The sequence below is a fragment of the Rathayibacter sp. AY1E6 genome, from assembly GCF_002931115.1.
Lineage (GTDB): Bacteria > Actinomycetota > Actinomycetes > Actinomycetales > Microbacteriaceae > Rathayibacter.
In genome coordinates this window covers 81,740-97,924 of sequence record NZ_PSVK01000007.1, presented here as the reverse complement: position 1 = coordinate 97,924, position 16,185 = coordinate 81,740, and the positions used below count along the sequence as shown (strand labels likewise).

Below are 16,185 nucleotides of genomic sequence, written 5' to 3'. Positions count from 1 at the left end.
CCAGTCGATCCTCTTACGGGACGTAACGCCTTCCGTGGGATGGCTCAGTCGGCAGATGCCGCGAGTGCCGGCGCTGCCAGGCCGAGTCCTTCGCAGAAGGGGCCAGTGGGCTGGCCCGCTCTGTTCGGGAAGACGCCGAGCCTGGTGTCCGCGAGGACGCAGACCGTCGGGTTAGGTACGTTGATGGGTCCGCTTCCCGGGTAGGGCTCGTCGGGGACGGCGCTCCAGCTCGCTTCGCATCGTTCGAGGGCGGCGGCGACCCGCTCGGACAGTGGAAGCAGCTCGAATGCGTTGCGGTCGTCGTCCACGAGGATGCTCGTGGTGTGGTCCGCGCGGACGTCGGCGACGGAGTAGCAGTCGAAACTCGTGTTGGCTTCGTCGTTGCTAGCCTGCGTTACGGTGATCGCGGCGGCGCTGGTGCCGATCGCGACGACGGCCGCGAGGCCGAGCCCGACGAGGCGGCGGCGCTTGGTGGAGCGGTGGCGGGCAGCGATGTCGGTGAGGATGGTGGCGCGCATCCTGGTGAGCTGTCCCGTGGTCGGGCCGAGGTCGTGGGTCATCAGTTCTCCCTTTCAAAGGGGCGCAGGGTGGTGCGGAGCGCGGTCCGGAGCCGGCTGACCCGGTTGCGGATAACGCCGTGGGTGGAGCCGAGTGCTTTCGCGGCGTCGGCGTAGCTGCTGCCCTGCTCGATACACAGGTAGTACAGCGCTTGATCGGTGTCGGAGAGCTCGGAGACGGCTTCCTCGATCGCCGCGGCGAGCTGGCGCCTCGCAACTTCTTCGTCAGGGGTGCCACGTCGATCCGGGTGCAGGGACAGGTCCGCGTCCTCGGTGCGGTTCCGTGCACGGGTCTTGGTTCGGACGAGGTTCAGCGCGGTGAACCGGGCGGTGGTGAGCAGCCACGGAAGGGCGGATGCGTCCACGATCGCGACGTCGTTGATCCGCGTCCACGTGGTGAGGAATACGTCTTGCACGACGTCTTCGGCGTCGCTGGGCGTGCGAACGATGCTGAGGGCGTAGCGGTAGGTCGTCGCCGCGTGCCGGTCGTAGAGCCGGCCGAACGCAGCCCGGTCGCCTCGCCTCGCGCCGTCCATCAGGGCGGCGTCATCAGTGCGCGCCGCAGCGTCTCGCGCGGGTGCTGCTGCTTCCGGTGGCGTGCTCATGCCTAGTGGTGTCCGATCCGAGCCGATCGTCTCAGACGAGATCCGCTTTGCAACTCTCCGCTCGAGGATCCCCAAACGGGACTGGCTGACGTCTCCTCAACGCCCTGCCGGTTTCACGTCGAGTTGTATCACTTGAGTTTGATTTGGAACCAACTCGATCAAGCGGACACTTCTAGGCATGGGTGTGGAATGGGAGACGGATCGCGAGGTCTGGCGGCGCGCGACGGGGGCTGATCCGCGGGCATTCGCGCTGATCTTCGACCGGTATCACCTGCGCGTTCGGGCCTACTGCCGTCAACTGCTCGGGGAGTCCGTCGACGCGGAGGATGCCGCGGCCGTCGTGTTCCTTGAGGCGTGGCGTAAGCGCGCCGACGTCCGCTTCGTCAACGACTCGCTCGCCGCGTGGCTGCTCGTCGTCGCCCTGAACGTCACCCGGAACATCGGTCGCGGTCGACGCCGATACGAGCGGATGCTGCGCACTCTTCCACCTCCTGTCAACGCGCCCGATCCAGCAGTGACGGTGGCAGCCGCAGCGGCATCCGCCGAACGCAGCCGCACCATCAGAGCTGCACTGACGATGCTGCGGCCGGCGGATCAGCAGATCCTCGCGCTCTGCGTCATTGAGCAGCTCACCCTCGAGGAAGCAGCCGCCGTGCTGCGCATTCCGGTCGGGACGGTGAAGTCCCGACTGTCCCGCGCCCGAGGTCGCCTACGCGATGAGTTCACACGCAGGCGGACACTTCCCCACACCTTCCGACCCGCGGAGTACTGACATGACAGCACCAGAGCACGACCGTACCCTCGCCCTCCGAACGGTGATCGCGCAGGCCGCAGAGAATGACCCAGGCAGCGGGCGCCACCGACGTCACCGGATCGCGATCGCCGCGGTTCCCGCGGCCGTCATCCTCGCCGCGGTCTCGGGCGGACTCTTCTTCGCCCAAGCGCCGGTGTCCGACACCATGACGGTCGCTTGCTTCGCGCGAGCAGAACGCAATGGGTCCGAGTTCCCCGGCACCACAGGAGCCCTCGCAACACAAGACGGAATACCCGGCAGCGGCGATCAGGTGCCGATCCCGGACGCGATCGCGTTCTGCTCCGACCTGTGGAGGCAGGGCGCACTTGACGTCGACACGGCGAATGGCTCACCAGTCGACCTTCGACCAGGACAGATTCCCTCCGAACTGACCGTCTGCGTCATGCCCGACGGCATTGCAGCTGTCATTCCCGGTACCTCCGACGTCTGCGGGCAGCTCGGCCTCGCCAACCGCGTCAAGTGACTACCAGCGCACCCGATGAACCATCCCGTTACGGGACGCGCACAAGGGGCTCGGGTTCCGACACTAGACCGGTGTCGAAGCAGAAGAAGATCCGGGAAGTGCTGCTCTCAGCTTGGGCCGGTACGACACGTGGGAGCACCGCTTCTCTCGAACACGGCCCGAGTGGCCGCCGCGGCCGCCGTCAGGGATGCCGGCGATCGATCTGGACAGCACCTCAGGCATGTTGGCGACCTTCCTCGAGCCGGGCGTCCTGCTCTCCATCGAACGCAGGAAGCCGCGGAACGTGCTCTGGGTGGGCGTGCCGAACGAGCTCACCCGGAACTGGTTCTACCTCTGGGAGGTCAACTCGAAAGCCGTGTGGGACCCTGCACCAAAGGGCTACAGACCTCGAACCATCACACTCGTCCGAACCGGCGACCGCTACCTCCAGGGACTAACCGTTGTCGCGGACCCTCCTCCGTCCGAGGATCTCCCCCACCACTGGACAGCCCGTTCGAAGACCGGGAGTCGGCAGCAGTGAAGTGGCCCGCTCAGCGATTCCATACGGGGCAGGGATCTTCGCACCGCTATGGCGGGCAGCGCCCCAGGCGAGCGAGGGCGTTCTGACGACGGCGGTCCCGGTGGGATGATCGGCGCATGGCGCCGATTTTGAGGGAAGTGCATCTCTGGCCGCACACGGGTCACCCGGATGTCCGATGGTCTCCACCGCGCCCCCCGGACGAATCGGGCTGGCCCCTGCTCGAGATGGACGCCATTCTTCGAGGGTCGAGGAAGATCTCCGAACCGCTCGGAGAACGCCTGGCGGAGCAGCGCATAGAGATGCCGCGGGCGAGCATCCGACTTCTCCCAGGAGGAGCATCCGCGAGTACCGATCTCGAGGTCGAGATCTCTCGCATCGTGATCGACGGTGAGAACTCGGTCCACTTCGCGGTACCGGCGGGATTCCACAACCTCGATGTGCGGGCGCGGGACGAACTGGTGCTGACGATGTGGACGGAGACGCTGCGAAGGCTGGTGAGCAACCATGGCGGCGATCCGGCCGCGGTGAGTCGAGCGACTGACGCTCTGAAAGGAATCGACTACGAGGAACCGCGTCGCGGGCCCTGTAAGCAGAACCCGGCTCGATCGCATCGCATGCGGCTGATCGGCGTACTCAAGGACGACGGCTACTTCCGTCTACGTGTCGAAGTCGAGCACCTGGACGGAGGTCGGCCGCCGGTGCTGTCCGAGACGATAGTCGGCGACTCCACCTTCTGGTCGTTCGATCGCGCTGCATGAGACCTGCGGTGGACGTCGAGCTCCTCCGTTGAAGGCGTATCGATTCCCGGCATCCTGCTCGGCGACCGAGGACGGTTCACCCTCGACGTCGCCACCGGTGCGGTCCACCCAGCGGAGGATTCAAGACGCCGCTGCCGATCGAGTCGACCGGTCCCGCCGTCGGGGCGGGCTTCCGTTTCATCGAGCAGCCCGCTGACGACGTCTACGTCGGGTGGGGAGGAGGAGGCCCGGTGAACGATGTTCCCGCGGAATATCTCGCCGAGGTCGACCAGCTTGCTGACCGGCTCTGCTCACCCGAGTGGAAACCGTGGTGGCGCCTCGTCGGCGTGGACCACGTGAGTGGGTACGTCAACTACGAGCCACCGCGCGAGACGCCGATCATCCGACTCGTGAACAAGACACTGACGATGATCGTCAGGCGTTCTGTCGCAACGATTCCCACCGGACCGGAAGCAGAACAGCTAGCTCGGCAAGACGTAGAAGCCGCCCTCACCCGTCTGGCCGCACGCAAGAACGTCGAGCTTCCTCCGCTCTGAACCAGCCGCGAAAGGCGCGCACACATCCCCACCTCAGCCGCCGAACACAGCTGGGCGCTGCAAGCACACCGCTACGGAAGACGTCGACCGCGACCGTCGCATCTCGTGACCGGTCAACCATCCCCCGTACGGGTACCTAGCCGCACAACACGGGGAGGCGTGGCTTGTTTCGTAGGCTGAGCCCATGAGGTCAGCACTTCGGAGCGCAGCCGGCGGTGCCCTCATGCTGATGGCCCTCGCCGGAGGTCTGGTCTCGCTCGGTGCCGGGTGGATCATCGATGGACGTGAGCCTCCAGCCGTTCAGTGCGAGAGCGGCCCGTACCCGCGAACAGGCGGACCGTTCCACGAAACGACCCGTATCACCGGATCGGTGACGATCTTGCCCCTCGGGGTGGACTGCACCTACGACGTCGACGGAGACGAGGTCGGCCCGCAGACAGTCCGGCACCCGAACATGCCCGCCACTGCAGGTTTCCTGGGCAGTGCGCTCACTTTCGCTGCTGGAGCAGCGCTCCTCGTCGTCCGGTCCGGTCGGGCAGGACCCGTCTCTGCCGACTGATGCGCCCGACCCCGGCGACTCGCTCAGCCATCCCCCGCCGGGACGTGCGTGGTGGGTAGCGTCCGCCCTACTCTGACGGGATGGAACTGCGGACCGCGAAGACCCTCGGCATCCTCGCGATGGTGATCGGCACCCCAGTCGCCCTCCTCACCCACACGATCGGCTGGATCCAGACCGGCTGGGAACCCGCCGCCGTGCAGTGCCAGCACAGCGACTACCCCGACGGGATCGACCTCTACTCCAGCCGCGTATCGGGCGAGAAGATCCTCTACCCGCTCGGCCTGTCCTGCACCTACGCAGCCAGCGAGACCTCACCAGGCATCACCATCCGTCACCACAGGTGGGACGCCACCGCCCTCTTCACCGCAGCCGCCGCACTCGCTCTCGCGGGAACCGTCGTCGCGCTCAGAGCCGAACGCAAGCAGGAGCTCATCACCGAGTCGAAGGAAGAACGAGCGACGACATAGCGCAGCGCCCCTCTGCCGGTCAACGATCCCCTTACGGGACGGCCGGTACGCCGACTCTCTCCCCGACAGAATCGTGCATCCGTGTCATGCCATCAGGGGTGCAGGGTTGAGCCAGACTGGCCGAGTGTCAGCACTGCGCCATTGGGCGCCATTCCCCTTCGTCGCAGTCGCCATCGTCGCAACGGTAATTCTCACCGCTCTCCACCTGGTCGAGCTGTATGTGCTGACTACCCAGCAGCTCGCGCAGGTCGGGACTGGGCAAAATACCGCGGGAATAGTCGCGTTCTTCGCGGTCTACCTCATTCCGTCCGCCCTGATCGAAGGTGTGCTCATCGGGCTTGCTGCGTTCGCTGCCGCTCGGCTCCTGAAGCGCGGACGTCGAGTCTCGCAACGCGCGATCGCACCGCTCGTCGGTCTGGTCGCGGCGGTCGTCGCCCTCTGCCTAATGGTGGTGCCGTTGATCGGGTACGCCACAGGTGGGCTTCTCCAGCTGGGCGCCGGGATCGCGGCCCTCCTCTCGGGCGAAGCCGGAAGCGGCCCGGCGAACCTGATGGCAGCCATCGCGCTCGCCCTCCTCCTATACGTCGGAGCCTTCACCCTGAGTGCACGCCGCCTCTTCAATACCGCTGCGGCCGCGGACGCTCACGCCCGCTGACATCTACAGCTCCTCGGATGGACCCGCTGGACGATCCCCGTACGGGACAGCAGGGCCGAGACGCGCTTGAGGACAACACCGACCGAGCGCGTCGAGAAGTCCCGCCGATGTCAGGAGGGGTCGCGGTCTCCGCGCACTGTGAGGAACCAGGCGGTGTCATTGTCCGCGTTCGATGCGATGGCGTCGACACTCGATATCGGCTTCTCGCCAAGCGACGCGGGATCGATCTCGTGTGGGCCATCGGCGCAGTCGATCGCGTCGAGGGTGGTCGTCGTCCTCGTCGCCGGTCCCCCAGCCGTGGAAAGCGATCCGATTTCGAGGTCGATCACTCCTTCGCCGAGGCAATCGAAGGTGATCGCGGTCGGCAGCGCCGGCCTCTCGAGGGTGACTTCGACGCGGCCGCCGTCATCGTCGGCCTCGACGTTCAGCGAGAGGACCGCTACGACGTCGCGATCCGTTGCCACGTCCGCCTGGCGCTCTTCGCGCCACTGCGTGATTCGAGGATCTTCACCGGGTACCGGTGTGCAGCCGGCGAGAGCCGCCACAAGAACAAGACCAGCTGCTGTGTGGATCGGACGGGGCCTCATTGCTACACAGTAGAGGCACAGGACGCCGAAGAAGACCCATCATCACAGCGCCAGCGCTCGTCTCCTTCGCAGCGCGATACGGTGTGCTGACGAGGCACAGGGGGATGCGGTGGAATCGACGACGCGCCTGAGGCGGGTGGCCGGAGCGGCAGTGGCGGCGCTCACGATGACGCTCATGGCCGGGTGTTCCGGCCCCGACACCGAGGCGTACACCGATTTCGAGCGGGCGCAGGACGAGCGGGACACTCTTCCCGACGTCGGCACCGTAGGAGACGGCTACGACCCCGCCTCGATCCGTTACGTCGGCTCAGCCGACGGACTGGACGTCTGGATCGGGTCGCAGACCACGACCGGAGGCCGGTGCGTCATCGTGGACGGAGACGGCGACAACGAAGACGGAAGCGGCTGCGGGGATGAGCTGTCGCTGAACGGAGCATGGGCCGTCCAGATTCACACCGATGGCGCCGGTCCAGACGACCCCACTGGCCTCGACTGGACGAGCCTTGGCGAGAACGTGTCCATCCGCCGGTACTAACCACCCTGTTCCTCACGTCGACCGCGCGGACGAGCACGTGCGAACGACCCCTACCGGCCGCCCGGTCGACCATCCCCATACGGGACGCCGCGCTCGGAGCATCTCGCCTTGCTCGCGCAGCGTCGTGCGGAGGATCATCTCGAAGGTGGCAGATGATTGGTACCGCGATCCTGGGTGGGATGCCGCTGACCGTGACGAGTTCGAGCGTCGTCTCAGCCGAGCACGACCGCACAACCGTCAGCAGTACCTCAAGCTCAAGGCCATAGCTCTTCGTGACGCGGGCCTGATCGACGCCGCTCGATCCCTGCTCATCCGCGCAGTGGACTACCCCGAGCCGGATCTCGCCGTTGAACGCGCGCATAGTCGCGAGTTGCTCGGAAACATTGCTGTGCAGACCGGCGACGTGGAGGAGGCCCTGCACCAGTACCGGACGGTGATCCAGGAGAATCCGACCTTGAACGGCACATCGGGGTCGATACGCATCGCTGCCGCCGAGGTGCTCCTCACCCGAAAGGGGCCAGGAGACGTCGAGGAGGCCATCGCCCACCTCGACTCGTGGCCGGCTGAAGTCGGCTTCCAACTCTCGTCCGAGATCTTCCGGTGGCATCTAGCGCGCATCAGCGCGGCCACGATCAAGCGCGACGTCGACGCCGTACGAGAGTCTGCACGCGCTGCTCTGCAACTGGTCGAGGCCCCACCTCAATTCCGGTTCCACCCGACCGTCGGCCTCGTTCACACGGACCGCAAGACGCTGCGCCAGCTGCGTCGCTGGGCGAGGTGAACCCAAGCCACCTGCTCCAACAGCAGATGATGCTCTCAGCATCTCTCTAAGCCATCCCCCGACGGAACGCCCATGCGCTCTCTTCGGCACTGCTCTGGTAAGCGCCGAACTACAGCTGGGGAGAGACTTGGGGCATGTGGTTAGAGGGAATCGCGCTTGAGCGGCGGTTACGCGAGCTGGACACCCCTGGGCCCGGCGATGAGCCGGTTGACTTCGACGGTCAGCGACTGGCAGCAAAGGTGGACGCCCTCGTCGCACTGCTCGATGAGAGCTTTCCCAGGGCTGTAACGGCGGATCGTCCCTGGGAATGGCAGGACTCCGCGACCTTCACGCACGTCACGGTCGACGGTGCAGCAAACCGCACTTCGGCGAACCTCGTCATCTGCATCAGCCGACACGGAGACCTTTGCTTCATTGCCCTCGAAGCCCAGGAAGCGTATACACGCGAGGAGTTCGATGCGCTGGTCGAACCAGAGGACTTGTCATCGATACTGGCAGCCCTCGACACCGTGAACTTCACAGTCACTGCCGAAGAAACGCTCTGGGCCCGATACGACGGACCGCGCGTGATGAGCAACTCGAGCTGGATCGAACGCTACTTCGGGTATCCGATTTGAGCGCGCCCGGCGAGCAGGTCCGCGCGCCGAAGCTGCGTTGAGCGGTAACCCATCCCCTTACGGGACGAACCAGCTTGCCCCGCGGGAGCCGACATGAGCAGTGAACCGTCAGGGCGTGCTCTGCGCCCCACGTACGGTCAGGAACCAAGCCGTGTCGCGATCGGCGTCAGTTGTAGCCGCGCCGACGAGATTGATGGGGTCGGTGCCGAGGGAGGCCGGATCGATGTCGAGCGGGCCATCGCCGCAGTCCACGGTCCGGACAGTGGTCTTGCCTGTCGTGACCGTGCCGGTCTTGGAGTCGGAGTCGAGCTGCAGTTCGACTGTGCCATCCCCGAAGCATTCGAAGGTAATGGCGCCGGGCAGCACCGGTTGGTCGAAGGCAGATACCAGCCGATCCCCCTCCCGTCCCGCGCTCGAATCGGACGACAGCACAGCGAGGAAGGGACCTCCCGCGTCGATGTCAGCCTGACGATCCGAGCGCCACTGGGTGAGCTGTGCGCGATCAACGGGCTCCGGCGCGCATGCGGTCATGGTGCCCACGACAGCCAGTAGGAGTGTGAGTGCAACAGAACGACGACTCATCTGCCCACCCTAGGTCCGACCGGATTAGGTCGAGCGAGTCTCATCGTCCGGCATGGCGGAAAGTGTCGCACTGGGCGATCCCCTTACGGGACGCTCTCGGTCGCGAGTCGGTTGCTCCTCGTGGTGAGAGCCGCGTCACGCCTACTGTTCTCCCGTGGGAGAACTCAAGGGAACGAGCGCGGCGGCGGTCGAGGCCGCTTCTCGTCGCGCCGAGGGGTGGATACGCCGTGGTTGAACGTCTGGACAGTTGGGATCCGAGTGGACTCTCGCCGGACCGGCAGACATCACCCCGCCAACGACGGTTGTTAAGACTGTCGCTCGTGCTGGGCGCTCTAGCCGTCGTGGCGGCCGCGGTTCTGTGGGTGGGTGATCTGCTGTTCGGAGTGCATGGCCCTTCGCACTACGTCAGCATCACCAACGACACCGCAGCCTCACTCACCTGGTCCTGCTCCTGGTCCGATCTTCACCTCGCCGCCGGGGAGACAGGTCAGCTGCGCATCCTCGACCAGCCCGACCAGGACTACGGCTGCGTCCCACAAGCAGCCACCCCCTTCGTGTCGGCACACAACAACGACATCTGCCCGTCGCTGAACTCGATGACCGAGGGAAGGCAGTTCACGGCAACCGACTTCGCGAAGACCTACCGCTGCCCATAGCTGCATACGCGACCGGTGAACGATCCCCAAACGGGACGCCTGTAAGACGGTCCGTCAAATGGGTCGAGTGCAGGCTTCGTCAATCGCTTCTTGCTCGTCGTCGGTCAGCCACGCTTCGCTCGTGCTGGGGAACCATCCCTGGTTCGGCCACTGGTCGATGAAGTCGGTGCGGCTGGGCGCGTCGGGGTTCTCGATGCCGTTCGCTTCGTAGCAGGGCACGAGGTACTCGGTCAGGTAGCTGTAGAGGTAGTCGATCTGCTCGGACGTCATGGGCACCACGGGGGTCGTGGGATAGCTCGACCAGCAGGTGAACGCGGCGACCGATTCGGCTTCCGTCGAGGCGGACGTCATGATGCTGACGGGTCCGCCGCCGGCGGCGTTCGAGCCGAGGTCGACCGTTAGGCCGGCCGCGGTGAGGCAGCCCAGGAGTGCTGTCGAATCGTTCGGGTCGCGGTATTCCTGGAACGGGTCGGCGGGTCTCGTCGCGTCAGGGAAGCCTGCCAGGACTCCTTCCCATTGGCGGTCCTGCTCCTGGATGCGCAGCTGCTCCTGCTCGTCGGGCGCGAGAGGTGTTGGGGCGGGAGAGGGACCAAGATCGGGCATCGGGTAGGCGACGACAGAGGAACTGGTCGCCTCAGGGGTGGGGCCAGGTGCGAGAGCCCACGTCGAAACCAGGGCGACCGCGAGGACGATGACGGCTCCGGCGGCGACGATCCAGATCACCCTCGCGCGGCCGGCTGGCGTGGGGTGGGTGCGGCTCTCGCCCAGGGCGGCGGCCGCGATGGATTCCGGTTCGTCGAAGGACCGCACGCGCTCGATGGCTTCTGCCGGCTCGAGGCCGGCCAGCTCCTCATCTATCCCGTCTCGGATCGCGGAGGCGACGTCACGAGGGACGGGCCTTAGCGCCCGATCGAGCCGCTTCAAGTAGGTCTGGACCTCGCGGGGTGCGCTGGTCGGGGTCATGTGTCGTCTCCTGCCACGATCGCTTGGACGGAACGGGTGAAGGGCTCCCACTGGCGGCGGAACTCGCCCAGCTCGGCCTGTCCGGAGGGGGTGAGCTTGTAGTACTTCCGGACCGGGCCCGAACCGCTCTCCCCTGCGTAGGAGGTGATCAAACCGCGATCCTTCAACCGCCCGAGCACCGGGTAGAGCGTGCCGATGCTGGCGATCATGCCCAGCGACACCAGCTCCTCCGACAGGCGCCAGCCGTACATCGGCTCCCGCGATAGGAGCCCGAGGGCGCAGTACTCCACCACGCCCTTCCGGATCTGGGCCCCCACGTCGACTGTCATGCTTTGCATGTTAGCGTGCGATGCATACTAGCGGTGGTGGGAATCTGTCGGTCCGACTACCGCGCAACAACCAACGAAGGTGTCCCACGATGCCGACTGCTTCCACCGCGTCACGTCTCTCGACTTCAGCATCCGATGGATCTGTGAACGCGTTCATCGGCTGGACCGCCGCCGGCGTGGTCACTGTGCTCGCCGCCCTGGTTCTGGTGTTCAGCAGCTTCATGGTGGCTCTGGGGATCACGGACGCGGATCCATCCGAGGGAGCCATCGCGATCGGCGCCGGCGGTGTAGGTGTCATCATCTGGATCGTCGTTGCCGCTGTCGGAGGTTACGTCGCTCCCCGGAGGCTCTCGCGTCGTCCTGTTCTCGTCGCGTGGCTTCCAGCTGTGGTGAGTGCCCTCTGATGCGGGATCGCTATCGGCCTGTTTCCCGTCCTGCTCGAGAACGTCGTCTTTCCGATGTCGTTGACCCCCGTGCCGATGAGCCAGCCGCTCCTTTTCCAAGCGTTGATTCTTACGGCCGGTGCCATCCCGGCTGGAGCGGGGTTGCTGGTGATCAATCTCGTGTTGCGCGTGATCAGAGCGCGCCGGGGCCGAGTCGCGACGCATACGAGAGGTGATGCGCCTGACGTCGGGAGTCAGAGCTCCTCGTGATCCATGGCGAGAGAGGACTGGACATCAACTAGATGAGGCACGGCGTCGGCTCAGCGCCCAGACCAGCGCGCCCGCGAGGAGCACCGCGCAGGTCAGCCCGGCGACGTGCAGGACGAGCGAGAGCGTCCCGTTCTCGGGGAGCAGGAAGCCGTAGGGCACCCACCCGTCGGTCGCTCCGCGGACGAGCAGGACGGCGCTGACCCAGGGCGGGGCCGTGCCGGTACCGGGGACGAGGGTGTTGTAGATCACGGCGACGACGATCAGGTAGGCCGTCGCCGCGCCGCGGACGTAGCTCAGCCACACCGGAGTCGGACGGCGGGCGAGCGCGACCGATCCGGCGACGATCAGCACCGCGCTCGCGAGGAGGCTGGTCTGGTTCGTGAAGTAGCCGAAGTAGTCGAACGGATTCGGGTCGCCGGCCACGATGCTCAGCGCGTAGGTGTGGAGGATCACCGCGACCGCGGCTGCACCGACGGCGATGCGCGCTACACCCACGAATGGGCGGGTCGGTGCCGGGGAACTCATCGGGTCAGCCTAGGAGCCGTTGGGCTTCCTGCTGGCCCGCGACAGACGTTCCCCCTTCGGAACGGTGCTGAGCATTTCAGGCCGAGACGCGACCACGAGGAAAGCGGTGACGTCGCTTAGCCTGAGCCGGTGGGGACGTTCTCGAAAGTGCGCAGCACGGTCGCGGTCGCGGCATGCCTAGTGGTCATGACGGGATGCACGGCGCAGCCTGCACCACCGACTCCGCCACCGGCGACGAACACCGAAGACGGCTCCACCTCTCCACTGACCGGCGACCTAGGCGTAGCGACCTTCACCGGGAACGACGGGACCACCGGCGCCGTCCAGTTGAGCGCGGCGGACGGCCGGCTGGCCCTGACATCCGACGAGCTCGTCATCCCCACCGCGTCTTCCGGTTCCGTAGCGGTCATGGGAGCGCTCGATCCGATCGACGCGGATACCACCTGTTTCGACGTCGATTTCCCGATGCGTCTCGCGGACGCGGAGTCAGGGAAGCCCTACAAAGCGTGGCGGAACCTCGCAGAGTTCCATGGCGACCCGACAGCGATCAATCAACTCGTTCTCACGACCCGCCCGCAGGACGACCCCGACTGCTCAACCAAAATCCTCGCCATCGCTGACGTCCAGTGGAACGTGGAGCCGCAGCGCAGCACCCTCGTGGCCCGGGACGCCGGCCCACGTGCAGCAGCGCGTGGCGAGGTGTCATCCGCGGACGGAGTGCCGACGTCGTACACGGTCGCTCGCAACGACCTCGCAGAGGACGTCGCGGCACGATTCGGCATGACGGCCGATGACCTGTTCTACCTCAACCCGTTCCGCTTCCCTTCGGACGAGATTCTGCGCGTCGGTGAAGAGCTGAACCTCACTGTCGCGGCGCGATGACCTCCCCCCGCGGGTACTCGATACCGGGCCTGGCGTTCCGGCTCTTGATCAATCCTTCGGAGTGCAGTGCATGATGTCCCGATGAACGCTGGAGAGCCCCCGCAACCGAGTGCAGCGACGCCCATCGTTCTCGCCTTGGTCTTCGGCGGTCTTGCAGCCGCCCTGGGAGCCGTAGCCTCCATTTACATGTGGGACCCGAGCGAGACGTGCAGGACCCGCGGCGGAGGCAGCCTGACGGGAGAGGGGTTCCTCTGGAACCCGCTGTGCTCAGATGGTTCAACCGTTCAGCCGATATGGATGACGTTGTCGACTGCTGCGGCGTTGATCGTGGCCGTGACATGCGTCGTCATTGCGGCCAGCCGTCAAGTTGAACGTGACGGACAGGAAATTGCGTCGCCCGACGTTCTGCACGACTACTCGCGCCAGACCCTGCCGGAGGACAACGGGCTCCGCAAGCTGGGCGATGAGTGGTGAGAGATGGCAACTCCGGGGGGGCACCCTCCCGATGAGCGTTAGACAGTCTCCTCGGCCGGATCACGCGATCCCCCTCGTTTTCGCCGTGATCTTCACCGTTTTCGCCGCCGCTCTCGGGTTGATGTCCTCTCTCTACATGTGGGATCCGGCAGAGGCGTGCGAGGTTCGTGGAAGCTACTCCAGCTCCGAGAGCTTCCTGTGGAATCCGCTGTGCGTGGACGGTTCGGCTGTCCAACCGCTGTGGATGACGGTGGCTGGCGCTGCCGCATTGATCGGTGCCGGCGTCTGCGTCGTCCTCGCGATCGCTTTTCGAGTGCTCAACCACGAGCGGGAAGTCCCGCCGCCCGTCGTCTCGCACTGGGAGTGAGCAGTCAAAGGTAGATTCGCCGGATGACGACGACTCGGACCTCCCACTCGACTCTCGCCCTGCTGCTCGCCGTTCCGGTGTTCGCGCTCGTCGGTTGCGCCGGTTCGACGGCGGGGGCTCCGGCATCGACGTCGGCCGCCGCGCCGGCGTCGACCGCGACCGCCGCCCCGACGTCCGCCCCCGCTACTCCGGCGGCGACCGCGACTGCGGGTGCGGCGGCGGCTGGTCCGGTGTGGCCGGCGGACCCGTGCCGGGACACGCAGCTCACGGTCACGGTGGAGGACCGGCCCGAGCTTTCCGGGGCGGGCCAGGAAGAGTTCGCGATCGTGCTCACGAACGCCTCGGATCAGGCGTGCTCGTACTTCGGGTGGCCGGGCGTTCTGATGCTCGGTGCCGATGGGACGCAGCTCACCACCGCCGGCACGTCGGGTGCGGAAGCGTTCCCGGGGGCTCTCGCTCCGGGTGAGTCGGCGCAGGCGGAGGGCCAGCTCTCGGCGGTCGGCGCGTACGACTGCACGCCGACGACCGCGACGACTGTCCGGGTGCTCGTCACCTCGGACGGCGCCGGACCGGGAATCGACACGCCCTCCGATTTCCAGGTCTGTGGCGGGGACGGTCGGAGTGACTTCACGACCGGGCCGCTCACGCCGGCGTCCTGACTCTTCTAGAGTCGCGGCTGCGGTCATGGACGGGCTCGAGGGTGGAGACAGCTTCGTGCTGTTCCTGGTTCTAGGTGCCCTTCCCTTCCTCCTTCTGGTCGCCGTGGTTTCGGTCGTCACGATCGGCATCCTTCAATGGATCGGAGGGCGGGGGCGGCCCCGTCCGTAGACTGAGTGCAACCACCCCTTCGGCACGGCGCCGACCGGAACTCAAATGAGTAAATGAAGCAATGAGCACATGGGTGTGGTGTTGATCGCTTTGTGGCGGCAGTCTTTGATCGCTCCTTGACGTCGCGCTACGCGTGCGTCGGATCACCGAGGATTTCAGCGAGTCAGGAATTTCGCGAGAAACGTGCGGTAAATCACTGTGAGCTGCTGCAGATCGCTTACCACGACGTGTTCGTCGATCTGATGGATTGTGCTGCTGATGAGGCCGAATTCGGCGACCTCGCCATAGTGGGCGATGAATCGCGCATCGGAAGTTCCTCCGCCGGTATCCAACGAGGGAGTTCGCCCGGTCACGGATGTTACCGCCTCGGATAACAGCGCGACGTGGCTCGATCCAGCAGTGATGAAGGGGTCGCCACTTACCTCGACTAAGAGGGTGAAGTCGGTTGCGAACTCTTCTGCCGCCCGGCGGATCAAGCCCTCGAGGCTCTCGGCTGAATGAAGGTCGTTAAAGCGAATGTTCAGATGCGCGGTTGCTTCGGCGGGCACCATGTTGTTCGCCGCATTGCCGACGTCGATCGTGGTGATCTGGAGACTCGACGGCTCGAAGCACTCGGACCCCTCGTCGAGTGGTGTTGTGGCGAGTCGGTTGAGAACGCGGATGAGGCGGTGCACCGGGTTGTCGACGAGGTGGGGGTAGGCAACGTGCCCCTGGAACCCGCGCACCGTCAGGTTGGCGTTAAGGCTTCCGCGCCGTCCGATCTTGATCACGTCGCCGATCCGCTCCGGGTTCGTCGCTTCGCCGACAAGGGTGAAGTCCGGCATGTCGCCGCGATCGGCGAGCCACTCGAGCACACGCACGGTGCCACCCGTGGCCGGCCCCTCTTCGTCTCCGGTGATCAGGAGGCTGACCGACCCAAGGTCGAGCACTTCGGGCTGCGTCTGCGAGACCGCTGCGAGGAAAGCGGCGATGGCGCCCTTCATATCGCTGGCACCTCGACCGATGATCGTCCCGTCGCGGAGTGTCGCATCGAAGGGGTCGGAGCTCCACTCGTTAGAGCCTGGGGGAACGACATCGGTGTGACCGGCGAAGCACAGGTGCGGTCCGTCGATTCCTCGGCGGGCGTAGAGATTCGGGGTGCCATCGAAGTCCAGCCGATGAACGATGAAGCCAAGGCTCTCAAGTACGCCTGCCACGACATCGAGGGCTCCGTCGTCGCTCGGAGTGACCGAAGCACATCGGATCAAAGACTGCGTGAGCGCGACGGGGTCCACGGGAGCGAAACTATTCGGCACGGAGACACCGTACCTGCAACATCAACTGCATCTCGGAAAACAACAGCTTTCTAAGACGCCCGGTCGGCATCGCTGTCGCGGTGTGGGGTCCGCGCGATTCCGAGGTCGCAGATGTCTCGAAAATGCGTCTCAACAGAAACCGTCTCAGGGTCATGACTGCGAGGAGTTTGTGAGTCA

The 16,185-nt window shown here is 65.7% G+C and carries 24 protein-coding genes; 16 read left to right on the top strand and 8 right to left on the bottom strand.

Annotated features, from left to right (window positions below; translation table 11 throughout):
- Positions 1-44: 44 nt before the first annotated feature.
- Entirely contained in the window at positions 45-560 is a 516-nt protein-coding gene (locus C5C46_RS08590; protein ID WP_104223349.1) for a hypothetical protein, read from the bottom strand.
- Complete coding sequence (locus C5C46_RS08585; RefSeq protein WP_104226388.1) at positions 560-1,162, bottom strand: RNA polymerase sigma factor; 603 nt, start codon at positions 1,160-1,162, stop codon at positions 560-562. Before C5C46_RS08585 ends, C5C46_RS08590 begins: the two co-directional genes overlap by 1 nt.
- A 178-nt stretch (positions 1,163-1,340) precedes the next feature.
- Here C5C46_RS08585 and C5C46_RS08580 point away from each other — a divergent pair, with 178 nt between their 5' ends.
- The 7 genes from C5C46_RS08580 to C5C46_RS08555 all read left to right on the top strand — a co-directional run bounded on the left by C5C46_RS08580 (position 1,341) and on the right by C5C46_RS08555 (position 5,934).
- Complete coding sequence (locus C5C46_RS08580; protein WP_104226387.1) at positions 1,341-1,934, top strand: RNA polymerase sigma factor; 594 nt, start codon at positions 1,341-1,343, stop codon at positions 1,932-1,934.
- Positions 1,935-1,977: 43 nt separating this feature from the next.
- Positions 1,978-2,439, top strand: coding sequence for a hypothetical protein (locus C5C46_RS08575; RefSeq protein ID WP_146078858.1), 462 nt, complete (start codon positions 1,978-1,980; stop codon positions 2,437-2,439).
- 220 nt (positions 2,440-2,659) lie between these two features.
- Positions 2,660-2,959: a hypothetical protein gene (locus C5C46_RS08570; RefSeq protein WP_146076927.1), complete on the top strand. Its 300-nt coding sequence runs from the start codon at positions 2,660-2,662 to the stop codon at positions 2,957-2,959.
- A 116-nt stretch (positions 2,960-3,075) separates the two neighbouring features.
- A complete protein-coding gene (locus tag C5C46_RS08565) occupies positions 3,076-3,717 on the top strand; it encodes a hypothetical protein (RefSeq protein ID WP_146076928.1) in 642 nt (213 codons plus the stop codon).
- Positions 3,718-3,947: 230 nt separating this feature from the next.
- Positions 3,948-4,253, top strand: coding sequence for a hypothetical protein (locus tag C5C46_RS16565; protein ID WP_146076929.1), 306 nt, complete (start codon positions 3,948-3,950; stop codon positions 4,251-4,253).
- Positions 4,254-4,892: 639 nt separating this feature from the next.
- Positions 4,893-5,279: a hypothetical protein gene (locus tag C5C46_RS08560; RefSeq protein WP_104223354.1), complete on the top strand. Its 387-nt coding sequence runs from the start codon at positions 4,893-4,895 to the stop codon at positions 5,277-5,279.
- A gap of 124 nt (positions 5,280-5,403) precedes the next feature.
- Complete coding sequence (locus C5C46_RS08555) at positions 5,404-5,934, top strand: hypothetical protein (RefSeq protein ID WP_104226385.1); 531 nt, start codon at positions 5,404-5,406, stop codon at positions 5,932-5,934.
- Positions 5,935-6,044: 110 nt separating this feature from the next.
- On the opposite strand, the gene C5C46_RS08550 is transcribed toward C5C46_RS08555, so the two are convergent.
- Positions 6,045-6,479, bottom strand: coding sequence for a hypothetical protein (locus C5C46_RS08550; protein WP_146078956.1), 435 nt, complete (start codon positions 6,477-6,479; stop codon positions 6,045-6,047).
- Between the two features lie 151 nt (positions 6,480-6,630).
- On the opposite strand from C5C46_RS08550, the gene C5C46_RS08545 reads away from it, so the two are divergent.
- The 3 genes from C5C46_RS08545 to C5C46_RS08535 all read left to right on the top strand — a co-directional run bounded on the left by C5C46_RS08545 (position 6,631) and on the right by C5C46_RS08535 (position 8,454).
- Complete coding sequence (locus C5C46_RS08545) at positions 6,631-7,056, top strand: hypothetical protein (protein WP_146078955.1); 426 nt, start codon at positions 6,631-6,633, stop codon at positions 7,054-7,056.
- Between the two features lie 145 nt (positions 7,057-7,201).
- Positions 7,202-7,837, top strand: a complete 636-nt coding sequence (locus tag C5C46_RS08540; RefSeq protein ID WP_146076931.1) for a tetratricopeptide repeat protein — start codon at positions 7,202-7,204, stop codon at positions 7,835-7,837.
- Positions 7,838-7,971: 134 nt separating this feature from the next.
- Entirely contained in the window at positions 7,972-8,454 is a 483-nt protein-coding gene (locus C5C46_RS08535) for a hypothetical protein (protein WP_104223359.1), read from the top strand.
- Between the two features lie 108 nt (positions 8,455-8,562).
- On the opposite strand, the gene C5C46_RS08530 is transcribed toward C5C46_RS08535, so the two are convergent.
- Positions 8,563-8,994, bottom strand: a complete 432-nt coding sequence (locus C5C46_RS08530) for a hypothetical protein (protein ID WP_146076932.1) — start codon at positions 8,992-8,994, stop codon at positions 8,563-8,565.
- Between the two features lie 425 nt (positions 8,995-9,419).
- Between C5C46_RS08530 and C5C46_RS08525 the strand changes: the two genes are divergently transcribed.
- Positions 9,420-9,692, top strand: a complete 273-nt coding sequence (locus C5C46_RS08525; RefSeq protein ID WP_146078954.1) for a hypothetical protein — start codon at positions 9,420-9,422, stop codon at positions 9,690-9,692.
- A 54-nt stretch (positions 9,693-9,746) separates the two neighbouring features.
- Here C5C46_RS08525 and C5C46_RS08520 read toward each other — a convergent pair whose 3' ends face one another.
- Positions 9,747-10,655 carry a hypothetical protein gene (locus tag C5C46_RS08520; protein ID WP_104223362.1) on the bottom strand — a complete coding sequence of 303 codons (909 nt, stop codon included), beginning with the start codon at positions 10,653-10,655 and terminating at the stop codon, positions 9,747-9,749.
- Complete coding sequence (locus C5C46_RS08515; protein WP_104223417.1) at positions 10,652-10,984, bottom strand: PadR family transcriptional regulator; 333 nt, start codon at positions 10,982-10,984, stop codon at positions 10,652-10,654. Before C5C46_RS08515 ends, C5C46_RS08520 begins: the two co-directional genes overlap by 4 nt.
- Before the next feature lie 143 nt (positions 10,985-11,127).
- Between C5C46_RS08515 and C5C46_RS08510 the strand changes: the two genes are divergently transcribed.
- Positions 11,128-11,388, top strand: a complete 261-nt coding sequence (locus C5C46_RS08510) for a hypothetical protein (RefSeq protein ID WP_104223363.1) — start codon at positions 11,128-11,130, stop codon at positions 11,386-11,388.
- 273 nt (positions 11,389-11,661) lie between these two features.
- Here C5C46_RS08510 and C5C46_RS08505 read toward each other — a convergent pair whose 3' ends face one another.
- Positions 11,662-12,162: a hypothetical protein gene (locus C5C46_RS08505; protein ID WP_104223364.1), complete on the bottom strand. Its 501-nt coding sequence runs from the start codon at positions 12,160-12,162 to the stop codon at positions 11,662-11,664.
- A gap of 129 nt (positions 12,163-12,291) precedes the next feature.
- Between C5C46_RS08505 and C5C46_RS16870 the strand changes: the two genes are divergently transcribed.
- The 4 genes from C5C46_RS16870 to C5C46_RS08490 all read left to right on the top strand — a co-directional run bounded on the left by C5C46_RS16870 (position 12,292) and on the right by C5C46_RS08490 (position 14,544).
- Positions 12,292-13,044 (top strand): LysM domain-containing protein, encoded by a 753-nt coding sequence (locus tag C5C46_RS16870; protein ID WP_181136507.1) that lies wholly within the window; start codon positions 12,292-12,294, stop codon positions 13,042-13,044.
- 297 nt (positions 13,045-13,341) lie between these two features.
- Entirely contained in the window at positions 13,342-13,518 is a 177-nt protein-coding gene (locus tag C5C46_RS16865; RefSeq protein WP_181027276.1) for a hypothetical protein, read from the top strand.
- A gap of 85 nt (positions 13,519-13,603) precedes the next feature.
- Entirely contained in the window at positions 13,604-13,885 is a 282-nt protein-coding gene (locus tag C5C46_RS08495; protein ID WP_104223367.1) for a hypothetical protein, read from the top strand.
- A 77-nt stretch (positions 13,886-13,962) separates the two neighbouring features.
- A complete protein-coding gene (locus C5C46_RS08490; protein WP_146085357.1) occupies positions 13,963-14,544 on the top strand; it encodes a DUF4232 domain-containing protein in 582 nt (193 codons plus the stop codon).
- Between the two features lie 324 nt (positions 14,545-14,868).
- Here the strand turns inward: C5C46_RS08490 and dapE are convergent, their stop codons facing one another.
- A complete protein-coding gene (dapE, locus tag C5C46_RS08485) occupies positions 14,869-16,008 on the bottom strand; it encodes a succinyl-diaminopimelate desuccinylase (protein WP_104226382.1) in 1,140 nt (379 codons plus the stop codon).
- Positions 16,009-16,185 lie beyond the last annotated feature (177 nt).